Raw genomic sequence first — 20,977 nt, 5'->3', positions numbered from 1 at the left:
ACGCACTGTCAGCGTTCGCCCCGTTCCGCCCGATAGGGTGACCGGCCCATCGTGCGGACACCGCCGACCAGCGACGAACAGGGGCCCCCGACAGTGAGTCCGACCGCAACGACCGGCTTCCGCCGGGTCACCGTCGTCACCCCCGACAGCCGGGTCGACGTGGCCCTGCCCGAGGACATCGCCGCCGCCGACGTCTGGCCGGAGATCCTCCGCCTCACCGGCCCGGTCGGCGCCCCCACCGCACCCCCGGGCCACCACCTCGTGCGCCTCGACGGCACGGTCCTGGACGGCGCCCGCACCCTCGCCGCGCAGCGCGTCCTCGACGGCGAACTCCTCACCCTGCGGCCCTTCGCCGCCTCCCTGCCCCCACCCGTCTTCGACGACGTCACCGACGCCATCGCCTCCGCCGCGGGCCGCGACCGCCACCTCTGGAGCGACGACCTCCTGCGCGGCGCCGCTCCTGCGGCCGGCACCCTGCTGCTGCTCCTGGCCGCACTCGTCCTGTGGCGGGCCGACCCGCTCCGCCACGACATGCACGGCCCGCCCGGAGCGGTCGCGGGCATCGCCGGACTCCTGCTGATCACCGTCGCCGGGGTGCGCGCCCGGGTCTACGCCGACCGTGTCACCGCGGTCGCGCTCGGCCTCGGAGCCCTGCCCCTCGTCCTCCTCGCCGGCTCCGGCCTCATCGCCCCCGACCCGGACCGGGGAGCCGGCCGGCTCCAGTTCCTGCTCGGCTGCGCCACCGTCCTCGTCGTCTCCGCCGCCCTGACCGCGCTCGCCCCGCGCGCGGACGCCCCCTTCGCCGGAGCCGCCTTCCTGTCCGGCGCCGGTGGGCTGGCCGCCTTCGCCGCGATCCTCACCGAGGCGTCCGCCACCGCCACGGCCGCCGTCTGCGTGCCCGCCGCCCTCGGCCTCATCGCGTTCCTGCCCGGCCTGTCCGCCCGTTTCGCCCGCCTCCCGACCGGGTACGCGCGGCCCCGGCCCGCCGGTCCCCCCGACGACGAGGACACGGACCCCGAGGCGGACGCGGGGCCCGTGGACACCCGCTTCGTCGCGGACCGGGCGCGGCGCGGCCACGAACTGCTGCTCGGCCTGGCCGGCGGCTGCGCGGGCCTGGCCGCCGCGGCCGCCGCCGTGCTCGGCGCGTCCGGCGACACCTGGGGCCGCCTCCTCGCCCTCGCCGCCGGGCTCGCGCTGCTGCTGCGCGCCCGCCTCTTCCGCTACACCGCCCAGGTCGTCTGCCTGCTGGTCGCGGGCATCGGCAGCCTCGCCGCCCTGGTCACCGGCCTCGCCCTCGCCGCCGGCCCGGCGCCGCACCCCCGTACCACCGCACTCTGCGCGGCGCTGGTGGCCTGCGCCGTACTCCTCACCGCCGCCGGAGCCACCGTCCCGCGCAAGGGCCTCTCCCCGTTCTGGGGCAGATTCCTCGACCTCGCGGAGAGCGCGCTCCTGCTCTCCCTCGTACCCCTCTGCCTCGCGGTCCTCGACCTCTACACGCGCGCGAGGGCCCTCACCGGCTGATATCCGTCGGGGCGGGTCCGGGCGGCTGGTAGTCTGGCTGTGGCCGTTTGTGTACGCGTTCCCGGTTCGCTCTGGGAACTGCGCTCATCGGACCCTCGCTCCCGAGTCACCCAAGCTCCCCTGAGAACCAGACCAGGGGCACTCGTGGGCGCATCGAAGACCAAGAGGAGTACGCGTGCCGCTCGACGCCGCTACGAAGAAGCAGATCATGTCCGAGTTCGCGCAGAAGGAGGGCGACACCGGATCCCCCGAGGTCCAGGTCGCCATGCTCTCGCGCCGCATCTCGGACCTGACGGAGCACCTCAAGACGCACAAGCACGACCACCACTCCCGTCGTGGTCTGCTGATCCTGGTCGGCCAGCGTCGCCGCCTCCTGCAGTACCTGGCCAAGAAGGACATCCAGCGCTTCCGTGCGCTCGTCGACCGCCTCGGCATCCGCCGCGGTGCGGCCGGCGGCGCCAAGTAAGGACGCTGCGCAAGGGAGCGGTTCCCTCACTCAGGGGGCCGCTCCCTTTGCCGTACGTGCGGTACCGGGGGCAACCTCAGTAACCTGGACGTACAACAACAGACGAGGAGGGGCGCCGCACGGCCGCCGCCGGTCCTCGGTAGTGGCCCCCGGGACAACGCCCGGGAGCTTCGATCGAAGACCGGCCCCGCACACACGGCACGCCTCTCCGCTCCGTCCGGCGCCACACGGGCGCCCGGACGAAAGACGACGAGTATGGAGAATTCACTAGTGGAGAACGAGACCCACTACGCCGAGGCCGTCATCGACAACGGCACCTTCGGCACCCGCACCATCCGCTTCGAGACGGGCCGCCTGGCCAAGCAGGCCGCCGGCTCCGCCGTCGCGTACCTGGACGACGACACCATGGTGCTGTCGGCCACCACCGCTTCCAAGCGGCCCAAGGACAACCTCGACTTCTTCCCCCTCACGGTGGACGTCGAGGAGCGGCAGTACGCCGCCGGCAAGATCCCCGGCTCCTTCTTCCGCCGGGAGGGCCGCCCCTCCGAGGACGCGATCCTCACCTGCCGTCTGATCGACCGCCCGCTGCGCCCGTCCTTCAAGAAGGGCCTGCGCAACGAGATCCAGATCGTCGAGACGATCATGGCGCTCAACCCCGACCACCTGTACGACGTGGTCGCGATCAACGCCGCCTCCGCCTCCACGATCCTGGCGGGCCTGCCCTTCTCCGGCCCGATCGGCGCCACCCGCGTCGCCCTGATCAAGGGCCAGTGGGTCGCCTTCCCGACGCACACCGAGCTCGAGGACGCCGTCTTCGACATGGTCGTCGCCGGTCGCGTCCTGGAGGACGGCGACGTCGCGATCATGATGGTCGAGGCCGAGGCCACCGAGAAGACCATCCAGCTCGTCAAGGACGGCGCCGAGGCCCCGACCGAAGAGGTCGTCGCCGCCGGTCTGGAAGCCGCGAAGCCCTTCATCAAGGTGCTCTGCAAGGCCCAGTCCGACCTCGCCGCCAAGGCCGCCAAGCCCACCGGCGAGTTCCCGGTCTTCCTCGACTACCAGGACGACGTCCTGGAGGCCCTCACCAAGGCCGTCAGCACCGAGCTGGCCAAGGCGCTCACCATCGCCGGCAAGCAGGAGCGCGAGGCGGAGCTCGACCGCATCAAGGAGATCGCGGGCGAGAAGCTCCTCCCGGCCTTCGAGGGCCGCGAGAAGGAGATCTCCGGCGCCTATCGCGCGCTGACCAAGAAGCTGGTCCGCGAGCGCGTCATCAAGGACAAGGTCCGCATCGACGGCCGCGGCGTCACGGACATCCGTACGCTCGCCGCCGAGGTCGAGGCCATCCCGCGCGTGCACGGCTCCGCCCTGTTCGAGCGTGGCGAGACCCAGATCCTGGGCGTCACCACCCTCAACATGCTCCGCATGGAGCAGCAGCTGGACACCCTCTCCCCGGTGACCCGCAAGCGCTACATGCACAACTACAACTTCCCGCCGTACTCCGTCGGTGAGACCGGCCGCGTGGGCTCGCCCAAGCGCCGCGAGATCGGCCACGGCGCGCTCGCCGAGCGCGCGATCGTGCCGGTGCTGCCGTCGCGCGAGGAGTTCCCCTACGCGATCCGCCAGGTCTCCGAGGCGCTGGGCTCCAACGGCTCGACGTCCATGGGCTCGGTCTGCGCCTCCACCATGTCCCTGCTGAACGCCGGTGTGCCCCTCAAGGCCGCCGTCGCCGGTATCGCCATGGGCCTCATCTCCCAGGAGATCGACGGCAAGACCCACTACGTCGCGCTCACCGACATCCTCGGTGCCGAGGACGCGTTCGGCGACATGGACTTCAAGGTCGCCGGTACGAAGCAGTTCGTCACCGCGCTCCAGCTCGACACCAAGCTCGACGGCATCCCCGCCTCGGTCCTGGCCGCCGCGCTGAAGCAGGCCCGCGACGCCCGCCTCCACATCCTCGACGTGATGAACGAGGCGATCGACGTCCCGGACGAGATGTCCCCGAACGCCCCGCGGATCATCACCGTCAAGATCCCGGTGGACAAGATCGGTGAGGTCATCGGCCCCAAGGGCAAGATGATCAACCAGATCCAGGAGGACACCGGCGCCGACATCACGATCGAGGACGACGGCACCATCTACATCGGTGCCCAGCAGGGCTCGCAGGCCGAGGCCGCCCGCGCCACGATCAATGCCATCGCCAACCCGACCATGCCGGAGGTCGGCGAGCGCTACCTGGGTACGGTCGTCAAGACCACCACCTTCGGTGCGTTCGTGTCGCTCATGCCGGGCAAGGACGGCCTGCTGCACATCTCGCAGATCCGCAAGCTCGCCGGTGGCAAGCGCGTGGAGAACGTCGAGGACGTGCTCGGCGTCGGCGCCAAGGTCCAGGTCGAGATCGCCGAGATCGACTCCCGCGGCAAGCTCTCCCTCATCCCCGTCATCGAGGGTGAAGAGGACGAGAAGAAGGACGACACCGACAAGTGACGTCCCGTAGTTCCGCGACGACGGCCCGCCCCTCCTCGGAGGGGCGGGCCGTCGCCCGTACCCAAACGCTTCTCAAGGGCAGCAACGGCATCGGCACGGTCCGCCGTACGGTCCTGCCCGGCGGCCTCCGCGTCGTCACCGAGACCCTGCCCTCCGTACGCTCCGCGACCTTCGGTATCTGGGCCAACGTCGGATCACGCGACGAGACGCCCGCCCTGAACGGCGCGACGCACTACCTCGAACACCTCCTCTTCAAGGGCACCGCCCGGCGCAGCGCCCTCGACATCTCCTCCGCCATAGACGCGGTCGGCGGCGAGATGAACGCCTTCACGGCGAAGGAGTACACCTGCTACTACGCGCGGGTCCTCGACACCGATCTGCCGCTCGCCATCGACGTCGTCTGCGACATGCTGACCGGCTCGCTGATCGCCCCCGAGGACGTCGACGCCGAACGCGGTGTGATCCTCGAAGAGATCGCGATGACGGAGGACGACCCGGGCGACTGCGTGCACGACCTGTTCGCGCACACCATGCTCGGCGACACCCCGCTCGGCCGTCCCGTCCTCGGCACGGTCGACACGATCAACGCCCTGAACCGCGGCCAGATCGCCCGCTTCTACAAGAAGCACTACGACCCGACCCGCCTCGTCGTCGCCGCCGCCGGCAACATCGACCACGCCACGGTCGTACGCCAGGTCCGCAAGGCGTTCGAACGGGCCGGCGCGCTCTCCCGTACGGACGCCGTCCCCACCGCGCCCCGCGAGGGTTCCCGCGCCCTGCGCACCGCCGGCCGGGTCGAGGTCCTGGGCCGCAGGACCGAACAGGCCCACGTGGTCCTCGGCATGCCCGGCCTGGCCCGTACCGACGAGCGCCGCTGGGCCCTCGGCGTCCTCAACACCGCCCTCGGCGGCGGTATGAGCTCCCGCCTCTTCCAGGAGGTGCGGGAGAAGCGCGGCCTCGCTTACAGCGTCTACTCGTACACCTCGGGCTTCGCGGACTGCGGCCTGTTCGGCGTGTACGCGGGCTGCCGCCCGAGCCAGGTCCACGACGTCCTGAAGATCTGCCGCGACGAGCTCGACCGGGTCGCGTCCGACGGGCTCAGCGACGAGGAGATCAGCCGCGCCATCGGCCAGCTATCCGGCTCCACGGTCCTCGGCCTGGAGGACACCGGCGCGCTGATGAACCGCATCGGCAAGAGCGAGTTGTGCTGGGGCGAGCAGATGTCGGTCGACGAGATGCTGGCCCGTATCGGCGAGGTGACACCGGACGACATCCGCTCGGTGGCCGGCGAGATCCTCGGACACCGCCCCTCGCTGTCGGTCATCGGACCGCTCAAGGACAAGCAGGCCGCCCGTCTCCATGAAGCGGTCGCCTAAAACCTCCGTGCCCAGATCCTCCCGTAAGGAAGCAGAGCAATGAGCAAGCTGCGCGTGGCCGTTCTCGGCGCCAGGGGCCGTATCGGCGCCGAAGCGGTACGAGCCGTCGAGGCCGCCGAAGACCTGGAGCTGGTGGCCGCCCTCGGCCGGGGCGACAAGCTGGAGACCCTCGCCGAGACGGGCGCCCAGGTCGCCGTCGAGCTGACCACACCCGCCTCGGTGATGGACAACCTCGAATACTGCGTCGGTCACGGCATCCACGCGGTGGTCGGCACCACCGGCTGGACCGACGAACGGCTCGCGCAGCTGAACACCTGGCTCTCCGCCTCCCCGGAGACCGGTGTGCTCATCGCACCGAACTTCTCCATCGGTGCGGTCCTCACCATGAAGTTCGCCCAGCAGGCGGCCCGCTACTTCGAGTCCGTCGAGGTCATCGAGCTGCACCACCCCAACAAGGCCGACGCCCCCTCGGGCACCGCAGCCCGGACCGCCCAGCTCATCGCAGCGGCCCGCCGCGAGGCGGACTGCGCCTCCCAGCCGGACGCCACCAGCACGGCGCTGGACGGGGCGCGAGGGGCCGTCGTCGACGGCATCCCGGTCCACTCGGTCCGGCTCCGCGGACTGCTGGCCCATCAGGAGGTCCTCCTCGGCGGCGAGGGCGAGACCCTCACCATCCGGCACGACTCCCTGCACCACAGCAGCTTCATGCCGGGCATCCTGCTCGGCGCCCGCCGCGTGGTGACCACTCCCGGCCTCACGTTCGGCCTGGAACACTTCCTCGACCTGAACTGACTGGCCCCGCCATGCGCGCAAAGATCACTTACGTCGTCACCGCTGCCGTCCTGGTCTTCTACTTCGTCCTGGTCGGCAGCCGTGGCGTCCTCCTCATCAAGCACGGCACGCTGATCACGGTGACCTTCGGGATAGCCGTGCTGGTCCTGCCGGCGATCGGCATCTGGTTCCTGTGGAAGAACACCCAGTTCGTCCGCAGGGCCAACGCCCTGGCCGCCGAACTGGACGCGGAGGGCGGCCTGCCGGTCGACGAGCTCCTGCGCACGCCCAGCGGCCGGATCGACCGGGCCTCCGCCGACGCGGTGTTCGAACGCCGCCGGGAGGAGACGGAGGACACGCCGGACGACTGGCGCTGCTGGTTCCGCCTGGCGGTCGCCTACCAGGACGCCCGCGACACCCCCCGAGCCCGCAAGGCCATGCAACGAGCCATCGCCCTGCACAGATCCCCGAGCCCCAGCCCGTCGGGTGACCACTCCAGTCCGTCGGGCGACCATTCCACCCCGTCGGGTGGCCATTCCACCCCGTCGGGCGACCAATCCAGCCCGTCCGGCGTTTGAGGACAAAAAAAAGCCGTCCGGCGATTGAGGACAACTTCCTCACCGGACGGCCACGCACGACGTACCGCTACCCCACCCGGTACTCGTCCCCCCACGCCTCAATCGTGTCGGCGGCCCGATCGAACGCCTCCCCCCGCGCAAGGAAATCCGCGTTGGAATCCGTGAGCAGCGGCGGCACCGCGTCCCCGCCCTTGCGGACGACGATCAGCGCCTGACCCTGCACGGTACGGGGAAGCCCGAGCCACTTCACCGGCTGCTGAACCGTCCGTACGGCGGTCGCCCGGTTCCACGGCACGGTCGTCGTCCGGAAGAAGCCGACGCGGCGCACACCGTGCCGGCTAACCCAGGCACCGATACGCAGCATCCGCAGGGCGCACAGGATGATCGCGAGGGCGAGCGCCACGCACGCCCCCGCCCCGGGCAGCGCTCCGGCGAACGCGATGATCATCCCGGCGAACAGGATGAACGAGGCGAGAAGCAGCAGACCGGCCGCGGCTGCGACCCGCCACGGGCCGGGACGGTAGGGCCGCCGCCAGCTGTCGTGGTCGTCGAACGGCAGCGCGACGTCCTCGGCGCTCGCGTCAAACGCGCGGTCGGCCGTCAGGAAGGGCAGGGGCACGACTGATCCTCACTCACAAGCACGCTCGATTGCTGTGCCCGGTGAGGCTACCGAGGAGATGGCCGGACGGACCACCCCAGGGGGTCCGTCCGGGTCAGCGCCCGTGCGCGGCCTCGGTCTGCTGCGTGTGCGAAGGCGATTCCCCGGACCCCATCGCCGGCAGGCCCAGCAGCAGCGATCCTACGAGGCCGGCGGCGACGGCGAGACCGACCAGGACGCGACCTGCCCGCTCGGAGACCGTACTGCGGGGGCGGGGCGGCGGAGTGACGTTGCTGCGGAATCGGTCGGCCTCGGCTACGAACGAGAACGGGACGGATTCACGCCGGCGGAACATGGGTGGCTCTCCTTGGAGTCTCTTTCGGGTGGTACGGGGTGCTGCTACCGAGTCAGACGCGCAACGGGCCCGTTCGGTGCCCGATTCCCCGGTTCGTCCGAAGAAATCATAGAAGTACCACCGCAATCGGAAGCACTGATTCCGGCCCGTAGAGTGGTCGCCGCCCGAGCGACACCATTGGAAGGACCCCCTCGGTGACCGACACCCCCGAGCCCACAAAGGCCCACTTCCGCAGCGACGTCACCGTTGACCTGGTGAAATCCGCCGCGGGCGACGCCGACGTACTGTTCGCAGCCCGTGTCTCCACGGCCGGCGAGCAGTCCCTGGAGGAGGTCGCCAAGGACCCCGAGCGCTCCAAGGGGCTCATCAACTACCTGATGCGGGACCGGCACGGCAGCCCGTTCGAGCACAACTCGATGACCTTCTTCATCAGCGCCCCGATCTTCGTGTTCCGCGAGTTCATGCGGCACCGCGTCGGCTGGTCGTACAACGAGGAATCGGGCCGCTACAGGGAGCTCCAGCCGGTCTTCTACGTCCCCGACACCTCCCGCAAGCTCATCCAGCAGGGGCGTCCGGGCAAGTACGAGTTCGTCGAGGGCACCCCTGAGCAGCACGCGCTCACCAGCCGTGCCATGGAGGAGTCGTACCGGCAGGCGTACGAGGCGTACCAGCAGATGCTGGCGGCGGGCGTGGCCCGCGAGGTGGCCCGCGCGGTGCTCCCGGTCGGCCTGTTCTCGACCATGTACGCCACGTGCAACGCGCGCTCGCTGATGCACTTCCTCGGCCTGCGTACGCAGCACGAGCTGGCGAAGGTGCCCTCGTTCCCGCAGCGCGAGATCGAGATGGTGGGCGAGCAGATGGAGGCCCACTGGGCGCGTCTCATGCCGCTCACCCATGCAGCCTTCAACAAAAATGGACGTGTCGCCCCATAGGGCGGTGTCCGTATTGCGGCGTTTCGAGAAGTTCATCTAGGCTGATCAAACGGACCCGGCACTGCCTGAACCCCCGAGCAGGCAGTGCCGGGCTCCTCTTGCTTGTCCCCCCGAGGGGGCACCGTGCGCCGAGCAACGAGTAGCGTGTTACCCATGGCTCCGATCTCCACTCCGCAGACCCCCTTCGGGCGGGTCCTCACCGCTATGGTCACGCCGTTCACGGCGGACGGCGCTCTCGACATCGAGGGCGCGCAGCGGCTCGCCACCCACCTGGTGGACGCAGGCAACGACGGCCTGATCATCAACGGCACCACCGGCGAGTCCCCGACCACCAGCGACGCGGAGAAAGACCAGCTCGTCAGGGCGGTTCTCGAAGCGGTGGGCGACCGGGCGCACATCGTCGCCGGCATCGGCACCAATGACACCCGTCACAGCATCGAGCTGGCGCGCACCGCCGAGCGCAGTGGCGTCCACGGCCTCCTCGCCGTGACCCCGTACTACAACAAGCCGCCGCAGGAGGGCCTGCTGCGGCACTTCACCGCCATCGCCGACGCGACCGCCCTGCCGGTGATGCTGTACGACATCCCGGGCCGCAGCGGTGTGCCGATCGACACCGAGACGCTCGTCCGGCTCGCCGAGCACCCCCGCATCGTCGCGAACAAGGACGCCAAGGGCGACCTCGGCCGCGCCAGCTGGGCCATCGCCCGGTCCGGCCTCGCCTGGTACTCGGGCGACGACATGCTGAACCTGCCCCTCCTGTCGGTGGGCGCGGTCGGCGTCGTCTCCGTCGTCGGCCACGTCGTCACGCCGGAGCTGCGGGCGCTCATCGAGGCCCACCTCGGCGGGGACGTACAGAAGGCGACCGAGATCCACCAGAAGCTGCTGCCCGTCTTCACCGGCATGTTCCGCACCCAGGGGGTAATCACCACCAAGGCCGCCCTGACGCTGCAGGGCCTTCCGGCGGGCCCGCTGCGCCTGCCCCTGGTCGAACTCACCGCCCAGGAGACGGCCCAGCTCAAGATCGATCTCGCCGCCGGCGGGGTAGAACTCTGACAACAGACTTCACAACTGAATACGTGCTTCACCCCAGCACCACCCAAGACAACAGCAAGTGCACGAATGACATGCGCGCCACGTGCCCGAGCGGTACGTGGCGCGCGTGGTAAGGAGAGTCTTTTGAGTCATCCGCATCCTGAACTCGGCACCCCGCCGAAGCTCGCGAAGGGCGCCCTCCGGGTCACCCCGCTCGGCGGCCTCGGTGAGATCGGCCGGAACATGACGGTCTTCGAGTACGGCGGCCGCCTGCTCATCGTCGACTGCGGTGTGCTCTTCCCCGAGGAGGAGCAGCCCGGCATCGACCTGATCCTGCCGGACTTCACGACGATCCGGGACCGCCTCGACGACGTCGAGGGCATCGTCCTCACACACGGCCACGAGGACCACATCGGTGGTGTCCCGTACCTGCTGCGCCTGAAGCCGGACATCCCGCTCATCGGCTCCAAGCTGACCCTCGCCCTGATCGAGGCCAAGCTCCAGGAGCACCGCATCCGTCCGTACACCCTGGAGGTGGCGGAGGGGCAGCGCGAGCGCATCGGGGTCTTCGACTGCGAGTTCGTCGCCGTCAACCACTCCATCCCGGACGCCCTCGCGGTCGCCATCCGCACCCCTGCGGGCATGGCCGTCGCCACCGGTGACTTCAAGATGGACCAGCTCCCTCTGGACGGGCGCCTCACCGACCTGCACGCCTTCGCCCGGCTGAGCGAGGAGGGCATCGACCTTCTGCTCTCCGACTCGACGAATGCCGAGGTCCCGGGCTTCGTACCGCCCGAGCGGGACATCCAGAACGTTCTGCGCAACGTCTTCGCCAACGCGCAGAAGCGCATCATCGTGGCGAGCTTCGCCAGCCATGTGCACCGCATCCAGCAGATCCTGGACACGGCTCACGAGTACGGCCGCAGGGTCGCCTTCGTCGGGCGCTCGATGGTCCGCAACATGGGCATCGCCCGGGACCTGGGCTACCTGAAGGTCCCCGCCGGTCTCGTCGTCGACGTCAAGACCCTGGACGACCTGCCGGACGACGAGGTCGTGCTCGTCTGCACCGGTTCGCAGGGCGAGCCGATGGCGGCTCTGTCCCGCATGGCCAACCGCGACCACCAGATCCGCATCGTCCAGGGCGACACCGTCATCCTGGCCTCGTCGCTGATCCCGGGGAACGAGAACGCGGTCTACCGCGTGATCAACGGCCTCTCCCGCTGGGGCGCCAACGTCGTCCACAAGGGCAACGCCAAGGTCCACGTCTCGGGCCACGCGTCTGCCGGCGAGCTGCTGTACTTCTACAACATCTGCCGGCCGAAGAACCTGATGCCGGTCCACGGCGAGTGGCGCCACCTGCGGGCCAACGCCGAGCTCGGTGCCCTCACAGGTGTACCGAAGGACCACATCGTCATCGCCGAGGACGGCGTGGTGGTCGACCTCATCGACGGCAAGGCCAAGATCGTCGGCAAGGTGCAGGCCGGTTACGTGTACGTCGACGGCCTCTCGGTCGGCGACGTCACCGAGACCTCGCTCAAGGACCGCCGCATCCTCGGCGACGAGGGCATCATCTCGGTGTTCCTGGTCGTCGACAGCACCTCGGGCAAGATCGTGGGTGGTCCCCACATGCAGGCCCGGGGCTCCGGCATCGACGACGGGGCGTTCTCCGCGGTCGTGCCGAAGATCGAGGAGGCGCTCAACAAGTCGGCCCAGGACGGCGTGATGGAGCCGCACCAGCTCCAGCAGCTCATCCGCCGCACGGTGGGCAAGTGGGTGTCCGACACCTACCGCCGGCGCCCGATGATCCTCCCCGTCGTCGTCGAGGTCTGACCCTCCGACAGGCGCGAACTCCGGAGCGGGGCCCCCGATTTGCATCGGGGCGCTCCGCTCCAGTACGTTTACGTCTCCACCTCACCGGGAAGCAGCGAGCGCACCTGTGCGCCCTGAAGTCTCGAAGAGGGGGTGGAAATTCCGACTCAGAACTTCTGATAAAGTCGGAGCCGCCGGAAAGGGAAACGCGAAAGCGCAGAACTGGAAAGCGAAAATCGCTTGACCCGCTTCGACCGGGAATCGGACACGAAAGAGTCTGATAGAGTCGGAAACGCAAGACCGAAGGGAAGCGCCCGGAGGAAAGCCCGAGAGGGTGAGTACAAAGGAAGCGTCCGTTCCTTGAGAACTCAACAGCGTGCCAAAAGTCAACGCCAGATATGTTGATACCCCGGCCTGCTACGGCAGGTTGGTGGTTCCTTTGAAAGTCCTGCGAAACCTTCGGGTTCGGCAGGCAAAAACACAGCGAGGACGCAGTGGACAACGGGTCTTATTCCGACCTTGTTGTTCCGCTCTCGTGATGTGTTCCCCGATTACGGGAAAACATTCACGGAGAGTTTGATCCTGGCTCAGGACGAACGCTGGCGGCGTGCTTAACACATGCAAGTCGAACGATGAAGCCCTTCGGGGTGGATTAGTGGCGAACGGGTGAGTAACACGTGGGCAATCTGCCCTTCACTCTGGGACAAGCCCTGGAAACGGGGTCTAATACCGGATAATACTTTCCTCCTCCTGGAGGAAGGTTGAAAGCTCCGGCGGTGAAGGATGAGCCCGCGGCCTATCAGCTAGTTGGTGGGGTAATGGCCTACCAAGGCGACGACGGGTAGCCGGCCTGAGAGGGCGACCGGCCACACTGGGACTGAGACACGGCCCAGACTCCTACGGGAGGCAGCAGTGGGGAATATTGCACAATGGGCGAAAGCCTGATGCAGCGACGCCGCGTGAGGGATGACGGCCTTCGGGTTGTAAACCTCTTTCAGCAGGGAAGAAGCGAAAGTGACGGTACCTGCAGAAGAAGCGCCGGCTAACTACGTGCCAGCAGCCGCGGTAATACGTAGGGCGCAAGCGTTGTCCGGAATTATTGGGCGTAAAGAGCTCGTAGGCGGCTTGTCACGTCGGTTGTGAAAGCCCGGGGCTTAACCCCGGGTCTGCAGTCGATACGGGCAGGCTAGAGTGTGGTAGGGGAGATCGGAATTCCTGGTGTAGCGGTGAAATGCGCAGATATCAGGAGGAACACCGGTGGCGAAGGCGGATCTCTGGGCCATTACTGACGCTGAGGAGCGAAAGCGTGGGGAGCGAACAGGATTAGATACCCTGGTAGTCCACGCCGTAAACGTTGGGAACTAGGTGTTGGCGACATTCCACGTCGTCGGTGCCGCAGCTAACGCATTAAGTTCCCCGCCTGGGGAGTACGGCCGCAAGGCTAAAACTCAAAGGAATTGACGGGGGCCCGCACAAGCAGCGGAGCATGTGGCTTAATTCGACGCAACGCGAAGAACCTTACCAAGGCTTGACATACACCGGAAAGCATCAGAGATGGTGCCCCCCTTGTGGTCGGTGTACAGGTGGTGCATGGCTGTCGTCAGCTCGTGTCGTGAGATGTTGGGTTAAGTCCCGCAACGAGCGCAACCCTTGTTCTGTGTTGCCAGCATGCCCTTCGGGGTGATGGGGACTCACAGGAGACTGCCGGGGTCAACTCGGAGGAAGGTGGGGACGACGTCAAGTCATCATGCCCCTTATGTCTTGGGCTGCACACGTGCTACAATGGCCGGTACAATGAGCTGCGATGCCGCGAGGCGGAGCGAATCTCAAAAAGCCGGTCTCAGTTCGGATTGGGGTCTGCAACTCGACCCCATGAAGTCGGAGTTGCTAGTAATCGCAGATCAGCATTGCTGCGGTGAATACGTTCCCGGGCCTTGTACACACCGCCCGTCACGTCACGAAAGTCGGTAACACCCGAAGCCGGTGGCCCAACCCCTTGTGGGAGGGAGCTGTCGAAGGTGGGACTGGCGATTGGGACGAAGTCGTAACAAGGTAGCCGTACCGGAAGGTGCGGCTGGATCACCTCCTTTCTAAGGAGCATCTAGATTCCGCAAGGAATCCAGAGCCACTACGTCGGCAAATGTTCGACGGTGGTCAGCTCATGGGTGGAACGTTGACTACTCGGCACAGCACATGGGTCTTCACTAGTACTGCTTCGGCGTGGAACGTGAGGGTTGATGGGTTGGGTCGGGCACGCTGTTGGGTATCTGAAGGTACGGGCTCGTTTGAGTCTGTCCTTCGGTTGCCGGCCCCAGTGCACTCACCTGGTAAGGGTGGGGTGATGGGTGGCTGGTCGTTGTTTGAGAACTGCACAGTGGACGCGAGCATCTGTGGCCAAGTTTTTAAGGGCGCACGGTGGATGCCTTGGCACCAGGAACCGATGAAGGACGTGGGAGGCCACGATAGTCCCCGGGGAGTCGTCAACCAGACTTTGATCCGGGGGTTTCCGAATGGGGAAACCCGGCAGTCGTCATGGGCTGTCACCCGCTGCTGAACACATAGGCAGTGTGGAGGGAACGAGGGGAAGTGAAACATCTCAGTACCCTCAGGAAGAGAAAACAACCGTGATTCCGGGAGTAGTGGCGAGCGAAACTGGATCAGGCCAAACCGTATGCGTGTGATACCCGGCAGGGGTTGCGCATGCGGGGTTGTGGGATCTCTCTTTCACAGTCTGCCGGCTGTGAGACGAGTCAGAAACCGTTGATGTAGGCGAAGGACATGCGAAAGGTCCGGCGTAGAGGGTAAGACCCCCGTAGCTGAAACATCAGCGGCTTGTTTGAGAGACACCCAAGTAGCACGGGGCCCGAGAAATCCCGTGTGAATCTGGCGGGACCACCCGTTAAGCCTAAATATTCCCTGGTGACCGATAGCGGATAGTACCGTGAGGGAATGGTGAAAAGTACCGCGGGAGCGGAGTGAAATAGTACCTGAAACCGTGTGCCTACAAGCCGTGGGAGCGTCGCTGTGTGTGCTTGCACATGCAGTCGTGACTGCGTGCCTTTTGAAGAATGAGCCTGCGAGTTTGCGGTGTGTTGCGAGGTTAACCCGTGTGGGGAAGCCGTAGCGAAAGCGAGTCCGAATAGGGCGATTCAGTAGCGCGCTCAAGACCCGAAGCGGAGTGATCTAGCCATGGGCAGGTTGAAGCGGAGGTAAGACTTCGTGGAGGACCGAACCCACCAGGGTTGAAAACCTGGGGGATGACCTGTGGTTAGGGGTGAAAGGCCAATCAAACTCCGTGATAGCTGGTTCTCCCCGAAATGCATTTAGGTGCAGCGTCGTGTGTTTCTTGCCGGAGGTAGAGCACTGGATAGGCGATGGGCCCTACCGGGTTACTGACCTTAGCCAAACTCCGAATGCCGGTAAGTGAGAGCGCGGCAGTGAGACTGTGGGGGATAAGCTCCATGGTCGAGAGGGAAACAGCCCAGAGCATCGACTAAGGCCCCTAAGCGTACGCTAAGTGGGAAAGGATGTGGAGTCGCAGAGACAACCAGGAGGTTGGCTTAGAAGCAGCCACCCTTGAAAGAGTGCGTAATAGCTCACTGGTCAAGTGATTCCGCGCCGACAATGTAGCGGGGCTCAAGCGTACCGCCGAAGTCGTGTCATTCATACGCATAGGGCCAACGCCTGTATGGATGGGTAGGGGAGCGTCGTGTGCCGGGTGAAGCAGCCGCGGAAGCGAGTTGTGGACGGTTCACGAGTGAGAATGCAGGCATGAGTAGCGATACACACGTGAGAAACGTGTGCGCCGATTGACTAAGGGTTCCTGGGTCAAGCTGATCTGCCCAGGGTAAGTCGGGACCTAAGGCGAGGCCGACAGGCGTAGTCGATGGACAACCGGTTGATATTCCGGTACCCGCTTTGAAACGCCCAATACTGAATCAGGCGATGCTAAGTCCGTGAAGCCGGCCCGATCTCTTCGGAGTTGAGGGTAGTGGTGGAGCCGACGAACCAGACTTGTAGTAGGTAAGCGATGGGGTGACGCAGGAAGGTAGTCCAGCCCGGGCGGTGGTTGTCCCGGGGTAAGGGTGTAGGACGCACGGTAGGCAAATCCGTCGTGCATATAAGTCTGAGACCTGATGCCGAGCCGATTGTGGTGAAGTGGATGATCCTATGCTGTCGAGAAAAGCCTCTAGCGAGTTTCATGGCGGCCCGTACCCTAAACCGACTCAGGTGGTCAGGTAGAGAATACCGAGGCGTTCGGGTGAACTATGGTTAAGGAACTCGGCAAAATGCCCCCGTAACTTCGGGAGAAGGGGGGCCATCACTGGTGATCCGATTTACTCGGTGAGCTGGGGGTGGCCGCAGAGACCAGCGAGAAGCGACTGTTTACTAAAAACACAGGTCCGTGCGAAGCCGTAAGGCGATGTATACGGACTGACGCCTGCCCGGTGCTGGAACGTTAAGGGGACCGGTTAGCTGCTCTTCGGGGTGGCGAAGCTGAGAACTTAAGCGCCAGTAAACGGCGGTGGTAACTATAACCATCCTAAGGTAGCGAAATTCCTTGTCGGGTAAGTTCCGACCTGCACGAATGGCGTAACGACTTCTCGACTGTCTCAACCATAGGCCCGGTGAAATTGCACTACGAGTAAAGATGCTCGTTTCGCGCAGCAGGACGGAAAGACCCCGGGACCTTTACTATAGTTTGATATTGGTGTTCGGTTCGGCTTGTGTAGGATAGGTGGGAGACTTTGAAGCGGCCACGCCAGTGGTTGTGGAGTCGTCGTTGAAATACCACTCTGGTCGTGCTGGATGTCTAACCTGGGTCCGTGATCCGGATCAGGGACAGTGTCTGATGGGTAGTTTAACTGGGGCGGTTGCCTCCTAAAGAGTAACGGAGGCGCCCAAAGGTTCCCTCAGCCTGGTTGGCAATCAGGTGTTGAGTGTAAGTGCACAAGGGAGCTTGACTGTGAGACCGACGGGTCGAGCAGGGACGAAAGTCGGGACTAGTGATCCGGCAGTGGCTTGTGGAAGCGCTGTCGCTCAACGGATAAAAGGTACCCCGGGGATAACAGGCTGATCTTCCCCAAGAGTCCATATCGACGGGATGGTTTGGCACCTCGATGTCGGCTCGTCGCATCCTGGGGCTGGAGTCGGTCCCAAGGGTTGGGCTGTTCGCCCATTAAAGCGGTACGCGAGCTGGGTTTAGAACGTCGTGAGACAGTTCGGTCCCTATCCGCTGTGCGCGTAGGAATATTGAGAAGGGCTGTCCCTAGTACGAGAGGACCGGGACGGACGAACCTCTGGTGTGCCAGTTGTTCTGCCAAGGGCATGGCTGGTTGGCTACGTTCGGAAAGGATAACCGCTGAAAGCATCTAAGCGGGAAGCCTGCTTCGAGATGAGTATTCCCACCCTCTTGAAGGGTTAAGGCTCCCAGTAGACGACTGGGTTGATAGGCCAGATGTGGAAGCCCGGTAACGGGTGGAGCTGACTGGTACTAATAGGCCGAGGGCTTGTCCTCAGTTGCTCGCGTCCACTGTGTTAGTTCTGAAATAACGAACAGCCGTGTTGTTGCCCGGTGTTCAAATTTCATAGTGTTTCGGTGGTCATTGCGTTAGGGAAACGCCCGGTTACATTCCGAACCCGGAAGCTAAGCCTTTCAGCGCCGATGGTACTGCAGGGGGGACCCTGTGGGAGAGTAGGACGCCGCCGAACTCCTTTTAGGAAGAGCCCCGTGCCCTTGTGGCACGGGGCTCTTTCGCGTTCCCGGTCAGCGCGGCCGGACCGGCCAACTCCTCGGCCGGCCCGTCCGGTGACGGGGTGTCGGCGACGTGCACCGCGGTTTTGCATAACTCCTGGACCAGGGTATGCTTTAGCTCGTTGCCGCAGGGCAGCAAGGCCCCAATAGCTCAGTCGGTAGAGCGTCTCCATGGTAAGGAGAAGGTCTGCGGTTCGATTCCGCATTGGGGCTCAGAAAGAGAAAGGCTTCGCCAGTCGGCGGGGCCTTTCTTCGTGTGTAGGCCGAGGACCATCCATCCGCCTCGACGTCAGCTGCCGCTCAGCGGAGAGGCCCACGTGGGATCGTGTTGGGACCTCTTGGTGAGGTGGGCAAGCAGATGCCGCGCGGCGATGGGAGCGGTGTCTCGGGCCCGCCGACTGCGGCCAGGGCTGCGGTGATCGTTGCACCGACGCTGACTCCGGTACGTCCGGGTCGGTGAGGAGGGGGAGCAGCAGCTGGAGGCGGTCGGCGGTGTCCTGGACGCCGTCGGCCGCGGAGAGCGGGCTGTCCGCGATCCGTATCAGTTCGCGCCACGTCAGCCCGGAACCGGCCGCTCGGTGCATCCGCCCTCGGCGCACATCGCCGGCAGGTGGGTCGGCCAGACCTCTAGGGCGCCGGGTGCGGTTCCGGGACGCGCATGGTGAGGATGGCCATGTCGTCCGAGGGCGGGTCGGCGGCGAAGCGCTCGACGGCCCGGAGAATGCGTGCGGCCACCGCGCCCGCCGTGAGACCGGTGCAGTGGGAGAGGACGTCCGCCAGGCCGTCGTCGCCGAGCATGCGTGTGCCCTCCCGGCGTTCCGTGACACCGTCCGTCACGCACAACAGGACATCGCCGGGCTCAAGCGTGAACTCCTGCTCGTACAGTTCCAGGTCCTCCATGACGCCCAGCAGCGGCTGAGGCTCCGCCGCGGGCTCCACCGATCCGTCCTGGCGCAGACGCAGCGGCAGCGGGTGGCCGGCGCAGACGACCTTCAGCAGGGCGCTGCCGTCCTCCTGCGGCCACAGCTCGCCGTACAGCAGGGTGAGGAAGCGGCTGCGGGTCCCCTCGTCGAGGATGGCGGCGTTGAGCCGCTCCAGGACCGCGGGGCCGCCGAAGCCCTCCCGGGCCAGCAGGCGCAGCGCGTGGCGGGCCAGGCCCGTGACGGCGGCCGCCTCCGGCCCCGTACCGCAGACGTCGCCGATGGCGAAGCCGTAGGCGCCGTCCCGGATCGGGAAGACGTCGTAGAAGTCGCCGCCCACCTCGTTGCCCTCGCCGGCGGCGCGGTAGATGACGTCCACCTCGACGTTGGGCACGGCCGGCAGGCCGGGCGGCAGCAGGCTGCGCTGGAGGGACTGGCTGATCGCCGTGCGCTCCGAGTAGAGGCGGGCGTTGTCCAGGGCCAGGGCGGCCCTGCGGGACAGGTCCTCGGCCAGTTCCAGGATCTCCTGGCGGAAGTGGTCGTCGGACGGCTTGCCGAGTGTGAGCATGCCGATGACGCGGTTGCGGGCGACGAGCGGGAGGACGACGGTCTCCCCGCCCACCGCCGCCGCGGTCGCCAGCGTCGTACGCGTGCCGGAACCGAGGCCGCCCGCGTCGCCCATGCCGATACTGCGCATCGACGTGCGCAGCGCCGCCTCGTGGGCGGCCTGGGACGGGGCGGACCAGACGCGGGCGCCGGGCGTCGGCACCGGCTCCGGCGGGGAGATCTTCGTGAGGAGGGCCTTCAGGCCGTCGATGCGCTCCTCGTCCTCATGGAGCACGTAGGAGAGCTCGGGGTCCGACGCCTGGTCGGCGATCGTGTAGACGGCGCACCACGTGGCCAGCGTCGGGACCGTCATCTGGGCCATCAGAGCCAGCGTCTGGTCCCGGTCCAGGGTGCCCGCCAGCAGGTCCGACGCCTCCACGAGGAAGGACAGCGAGCCGCGGCGCAGCCGTTCCAGCTCGCCCAGGCGTGCCGACTCGACCGCGAGGGCGATCCGGTCCGCGGCGAACTGGAGGCGCAGCGCCTCCTCGTTGGAGTAGCGGCCCGCGGCCTCGGCCGCGACGCCCAGGGAGCCCGTGAGGCGCCCCTCGACCTTCAGCGGGACCGTGACCACTGAGCGCATGCCGGTGTTGCCGAGCAGCGGGACCGCGCCCGGTACGGCGTCCAGGTCCTCGTGGACGGCGGGCATCCTGGCGGAGCCGTACCGTCCCGTGCCGGCCTCCACGGGGACGCGGGCGAAGCGCTGGCGGGCGGAGGGCAGACCGGTCGTGGCCCGGACCTCCAGCTCGGTCTCGTCGTCCGTGGCCAGCAACAGGAAGGCGGCGTCCGCGTCGAGCATGTCGCGGGCGCGTTCGACGGTGCGCTGGAGGAGGCCGTCCAGGTCGTCGGGGGCCGGGGAGCCGATGAAGACCTCGAACGGGTCCGTCTTGCGGCTCTCCGACGCGTCCGAGGCGGGGGCGCGCACGGGGGTCTGGAGGACCGCGCGTTCGTAGTCGCGCACCAGGAGGCAGACCGTCGACGGCTCGCCCTGGGTGTCGCGTACCCGCAGGTGGGAGCCGTAGACCGGGATGGTGCGGCCGTCGGCGCCGCGGATGCCGTAGCTGCCCTCCCAGCGGGACAGGCGCAGCGCGTCGGCGATGCCGGTGCTGGTACCGGGCGTCTGCGGCCAGGCGGTGAAGTCGGTGAGCTGCTTGCCGATGATCTGGTCGGCGGTGTGGCCGAACAGGTAGGCGGCGTCGTCGTTCCACGCGGCGACGGCGCCCTCGCTGTCGATCTGGACGACGGCGACCCTCACGCGTTCGTCGGTGACCGGGAGGAGCCCGACGGGGAGGAGCGGGCCGGCCGAGCGGACGCCCACCGGGCGGTCCGGGAGGTCGAGCTGGAACCAGACGTGTTTGCGGGTGGGGGAGTACTCGACGCCCCACCGGGAAGCGAGAGCCGCGCACAGCAGCAGACCGCGGCCGTTCTCGCTTTCGGAGTTGCCGAAGTTCAGCCCGGCCGGCTGGAGCGGGATCTCCCGTTCCGGATAGTGGTCGGCGATCTCGACCCGGACGCCGTCCTCCGTACGCAGGCACAGCACGTCCGCTGCCGTGCCCGCGTGGACCACGGCGTTGGTGACGAGTTCGCTGGTCAGGACCACGGCATCGTCGACGACGTCGGTGTAGCCCCACCCCTGGAGGGTGTCGCGGACAAAGGCACGGGCCGTCGCTACGGAGCGTGCCACCGGGTCGAAAGTGGCAGCCGCACGCGCCGTGATCACAGCACTCCCCATATGGTGTCTCGTCGCTTCCCCGAGTCCTGTGCCCGTTTCTCGCCG

12 protein-coding genes, 1 tRNA gene and 3 rRNA genes are annotated in these 20,977 nt (G+C 66.7%); 13 read left to right on the top strand and 3 right to left on the bottom strand.

All coding sequences use genetic code 11. The annotated features are described in order from the left end of the window. The first annotated feature begins 93 nt into the window (after positions 1–93). The 6 genes from eccD to BLW14_RS07650 all read left to right on the top strand — a co-directional run bounded on the left by eccD (position 94) and on the right by BLW14_RS07650 (position 7,196). A complete protein-coding gene (gene eccD / locus BLW14_RS07675) occupies positions 94–1,521 on the top strand; it encodes a type VII secretion integral membrane protein EccD (protein ID WP_093705626.1) in 1,428 nt (475 codons plus the stop codon). A gap of 175 nt (positions 1,522–1,696) precedes the next feature. Beyond that, positions 1,697–1,987: a 30S ribosomal protein S15 gene (gene rpsO, locus BLW14_RS07670; RefSeq protein WP_003965855.1), complete on the top strand. Its 291-nt coding sequence runs from the start codon at positions 1,697–1,699 to the stop codon at positions 1,985–1,987. A 270-nt stretch (positions 1,988–2,257) separates the two neighbouring features. Then, a complete protein-coding gene (locus tag BLW14_RS07665; RefSeq protein WP_018521473.1) occupies positions 2,258–4,471 on the top strand; it encodes a polyribonucleotide nucleotidyltransferase in 2,214 nt (737 codons plus the stop codon). Next, on the top strand, positions 4,468–5,847 hold the full coding sequence (locus BLW14_RS07660; protein WP_093705624.1) for a M16 family metallopeptidase: 1,380 nt from the start codon (positions 4,468–4,470) through the stop codon (positions 5,845–5,847). The genes BLW14_RS07665 and BLW14_RS07660 overlap by 4 nt, the downstream gene beginning before the upstream one ends. Before the next feature lie 39 nt (positions 5,848–5,886). Beyond that, positions 5,887–6,639: a 4-hydroxy-tetrahydrodipicolinate reductase gene (gene dapB / locus BLW14_RS07655; RefSeq protein WP_093705622.1), complete on the top strand. Its 753-nt coding sequence runs from the start codon at positions 5,887–5,889 to the stop codon at positions 6,637–6,639. 11 nt (positions 6,640–6,650) lie between these two features. Beyond that, complete coding sequence (locus BLW14_RS07650; RefSeq protein ID WP_093705620.1) at positions 6,651–7,196, top strand: tetratricopeptide repeat protein; 546 nt, start codon at positions 6,651–6,653, stop codon at positions 7,194–7,196. 67 nt (positions 7,197–7,263) lie between these two features. On the opposite strand, the gene BLW14_RS07645 is transcribed toward BLW14_RS07650, so the two are convergent. Together BLW14_RS07645 and BLW14_RS07640 are read right to left on the bottom strand one after the other, a co-directional pair. Then, complete coding sequence (locus BLW14_RS07645) at positions 7,264–7,815, bottom strand: hypothetical protein (protein WP_093705618.1); 552 nt, start codon at positions 7,813–7,815, stop codon at positions 7,264–7,266. Between the two features lie 94 nt (positions 7,816–7,909). Next, positions 7,910–8,149, bottom strand: coding sequence for a hypothetical protein (locus tag BLW14_RS07640; protein ID WP_093705616.1), 240 nt, complete (start codon positions 8,147–8,149; stop codon positions 7,910–7,912). 194 nt (positions 8,150–8,343) lie between these two features. On the opposite strand from BLW14_RS07640, the gene thyX reads away from it, so the two are divergent. The 7 genes from thyX (at position 8,344) to BLW14_RS07600 (ending at position 17,890) form a co-directional block, all read left to right on the top strand. Beyond that, on the top strand, positions 8,344–9,081 hold the full coding sequence (thyX, locus tag BLW14_RS07635) for an FAD-dependent thymidylate synthase (protein WP_093705614.1): 738 nt from the start codon (positions 8,344–8,346) through the stop codon (positions 9,079–9,081). A 153-nt stretch (positions 9,082–9,234) separates the two neighbouring features. Then, entirely contained in the window at positions 9,235–10,134 is a 900-nt protein-coding gene (dapA, locus tag BLW14_RS07630) for a 4-hydroxy-tetrahydrodipicolinate synthase (RefSeq protein WP_018521480.1), read from the top strand. Between the two features lie 123 nt (positions 10,135–10,257). Further along, the gene (locus tag BLW14_RS07625) at positions 10,258–11,943 is read left to right on the top strand and encodes a ribonuclease J (RefSeq protein WP_093705612.1); all 1,686 of its coding nucleotides are present in this window, start codon (positions 10,258–10,260) and stop codon (positions 11,941–11,943) included. Between the two features lie 543 nt (positions 11,944–12,486). After that, positions 12,487–14,012: ribosomal RNA gene (locus BLW14_RS07615) — 16S ribosomal RNA — on the top strand. Positions 14,013–14,314: 302 nt separating this feature from the next. Next, a 23S ribosomal RNA gene (locus BLW14_RS07610) occupies positions 14,315–17,440 on the top strand. Positions 17,441–17,517: 77 nt separating this feature from the next. Continuing rightward, positions 17,518–17,634, top strand: a 5S ribosomal RNA gene (rrf, locus tag BLW14_RS07605). The 16S, 23S and 5S rRNA genes sit together here with 1 tRNA gene alongside, the layout of an rRNA operon. 183 nt (positions 17,635–17,817) lie before the next feature. Further along, positions 17,818–17,890 (top strand) — tRNA-Thr (locus BLW14_RS07600). 414 nt (positions 17,891–18,304) lie between these two features. Here the strand turns inward: BLW14_RS07600 and BLW14_RS07590 are convergent. After that, positions 18,305–20,932 carry a SpoIIE family protein phosphatase gene (locus BLW14_RS07590; protein ID WP_371128056.1) on the bottom strand — a complete coding sequence of 876 codons (2,628 nt, stop codon included), beginning with the start codon at positions 20,930–20,932 and terminating at the stop codon, positions 18,305–18,307. Positions 20,933–20,977 lie beyond the last annotated feature (45 nt).

Origin of the sequence: Streptomyces sp. 2131.1 (genome assembly GCF_900105515.1) — a bacterium.
Taxonomy (GTDB): domain Bacteria; phylum Actinomycetota; class Actinomycetes; order Streptomycetales; family Streptomycetaceae; genus Streptomyces; species Streptomyces drozdowiczii.
This window is presented reverse-complemented; position numbering and strand designations above follow the sequence as displayed.

Excerpts from the sequence above, each read along its gene's own strand:
- BLW14_RS07650 (WP_093705620.1), top strand. The coding sequence starts at position 6,651 with ATGCGCGCAAAGATCACTTACGTCGTCACCGCTGCCGTCCTGGTCTTC.
- BLW14_RS07590 (WP_371128056.1), bottom strand. The coding sequence starts at position 20,932 with ATGGGGAGTGCTGTGATCACGGCGCGTGCGGCTGCCACTTTCGACCCG.
- dapB (WP_093705622.1), top strand. The coding sequence starts at position 5,887 with ATGAGCAAGCTGCGCGTGGCCGTTCTCGGCGCCAGGGGCCGTATCGGC.
- BLW14_RS07640 (WP_093705616.1), bottom strand. The coding sequence starts at position 8,149 with ATGTTCCGCCGGCGTGAATCCGTCCCGTTCTCGTTCGTAGCCGAGGCC.
- dapA (WP_018521480.1), top strand. The coding sequence starts at position 9,235 with ATGGCTCCGATCTCCACTCCGCAGACCCCCTTCGGGCGGGTCCTCACC.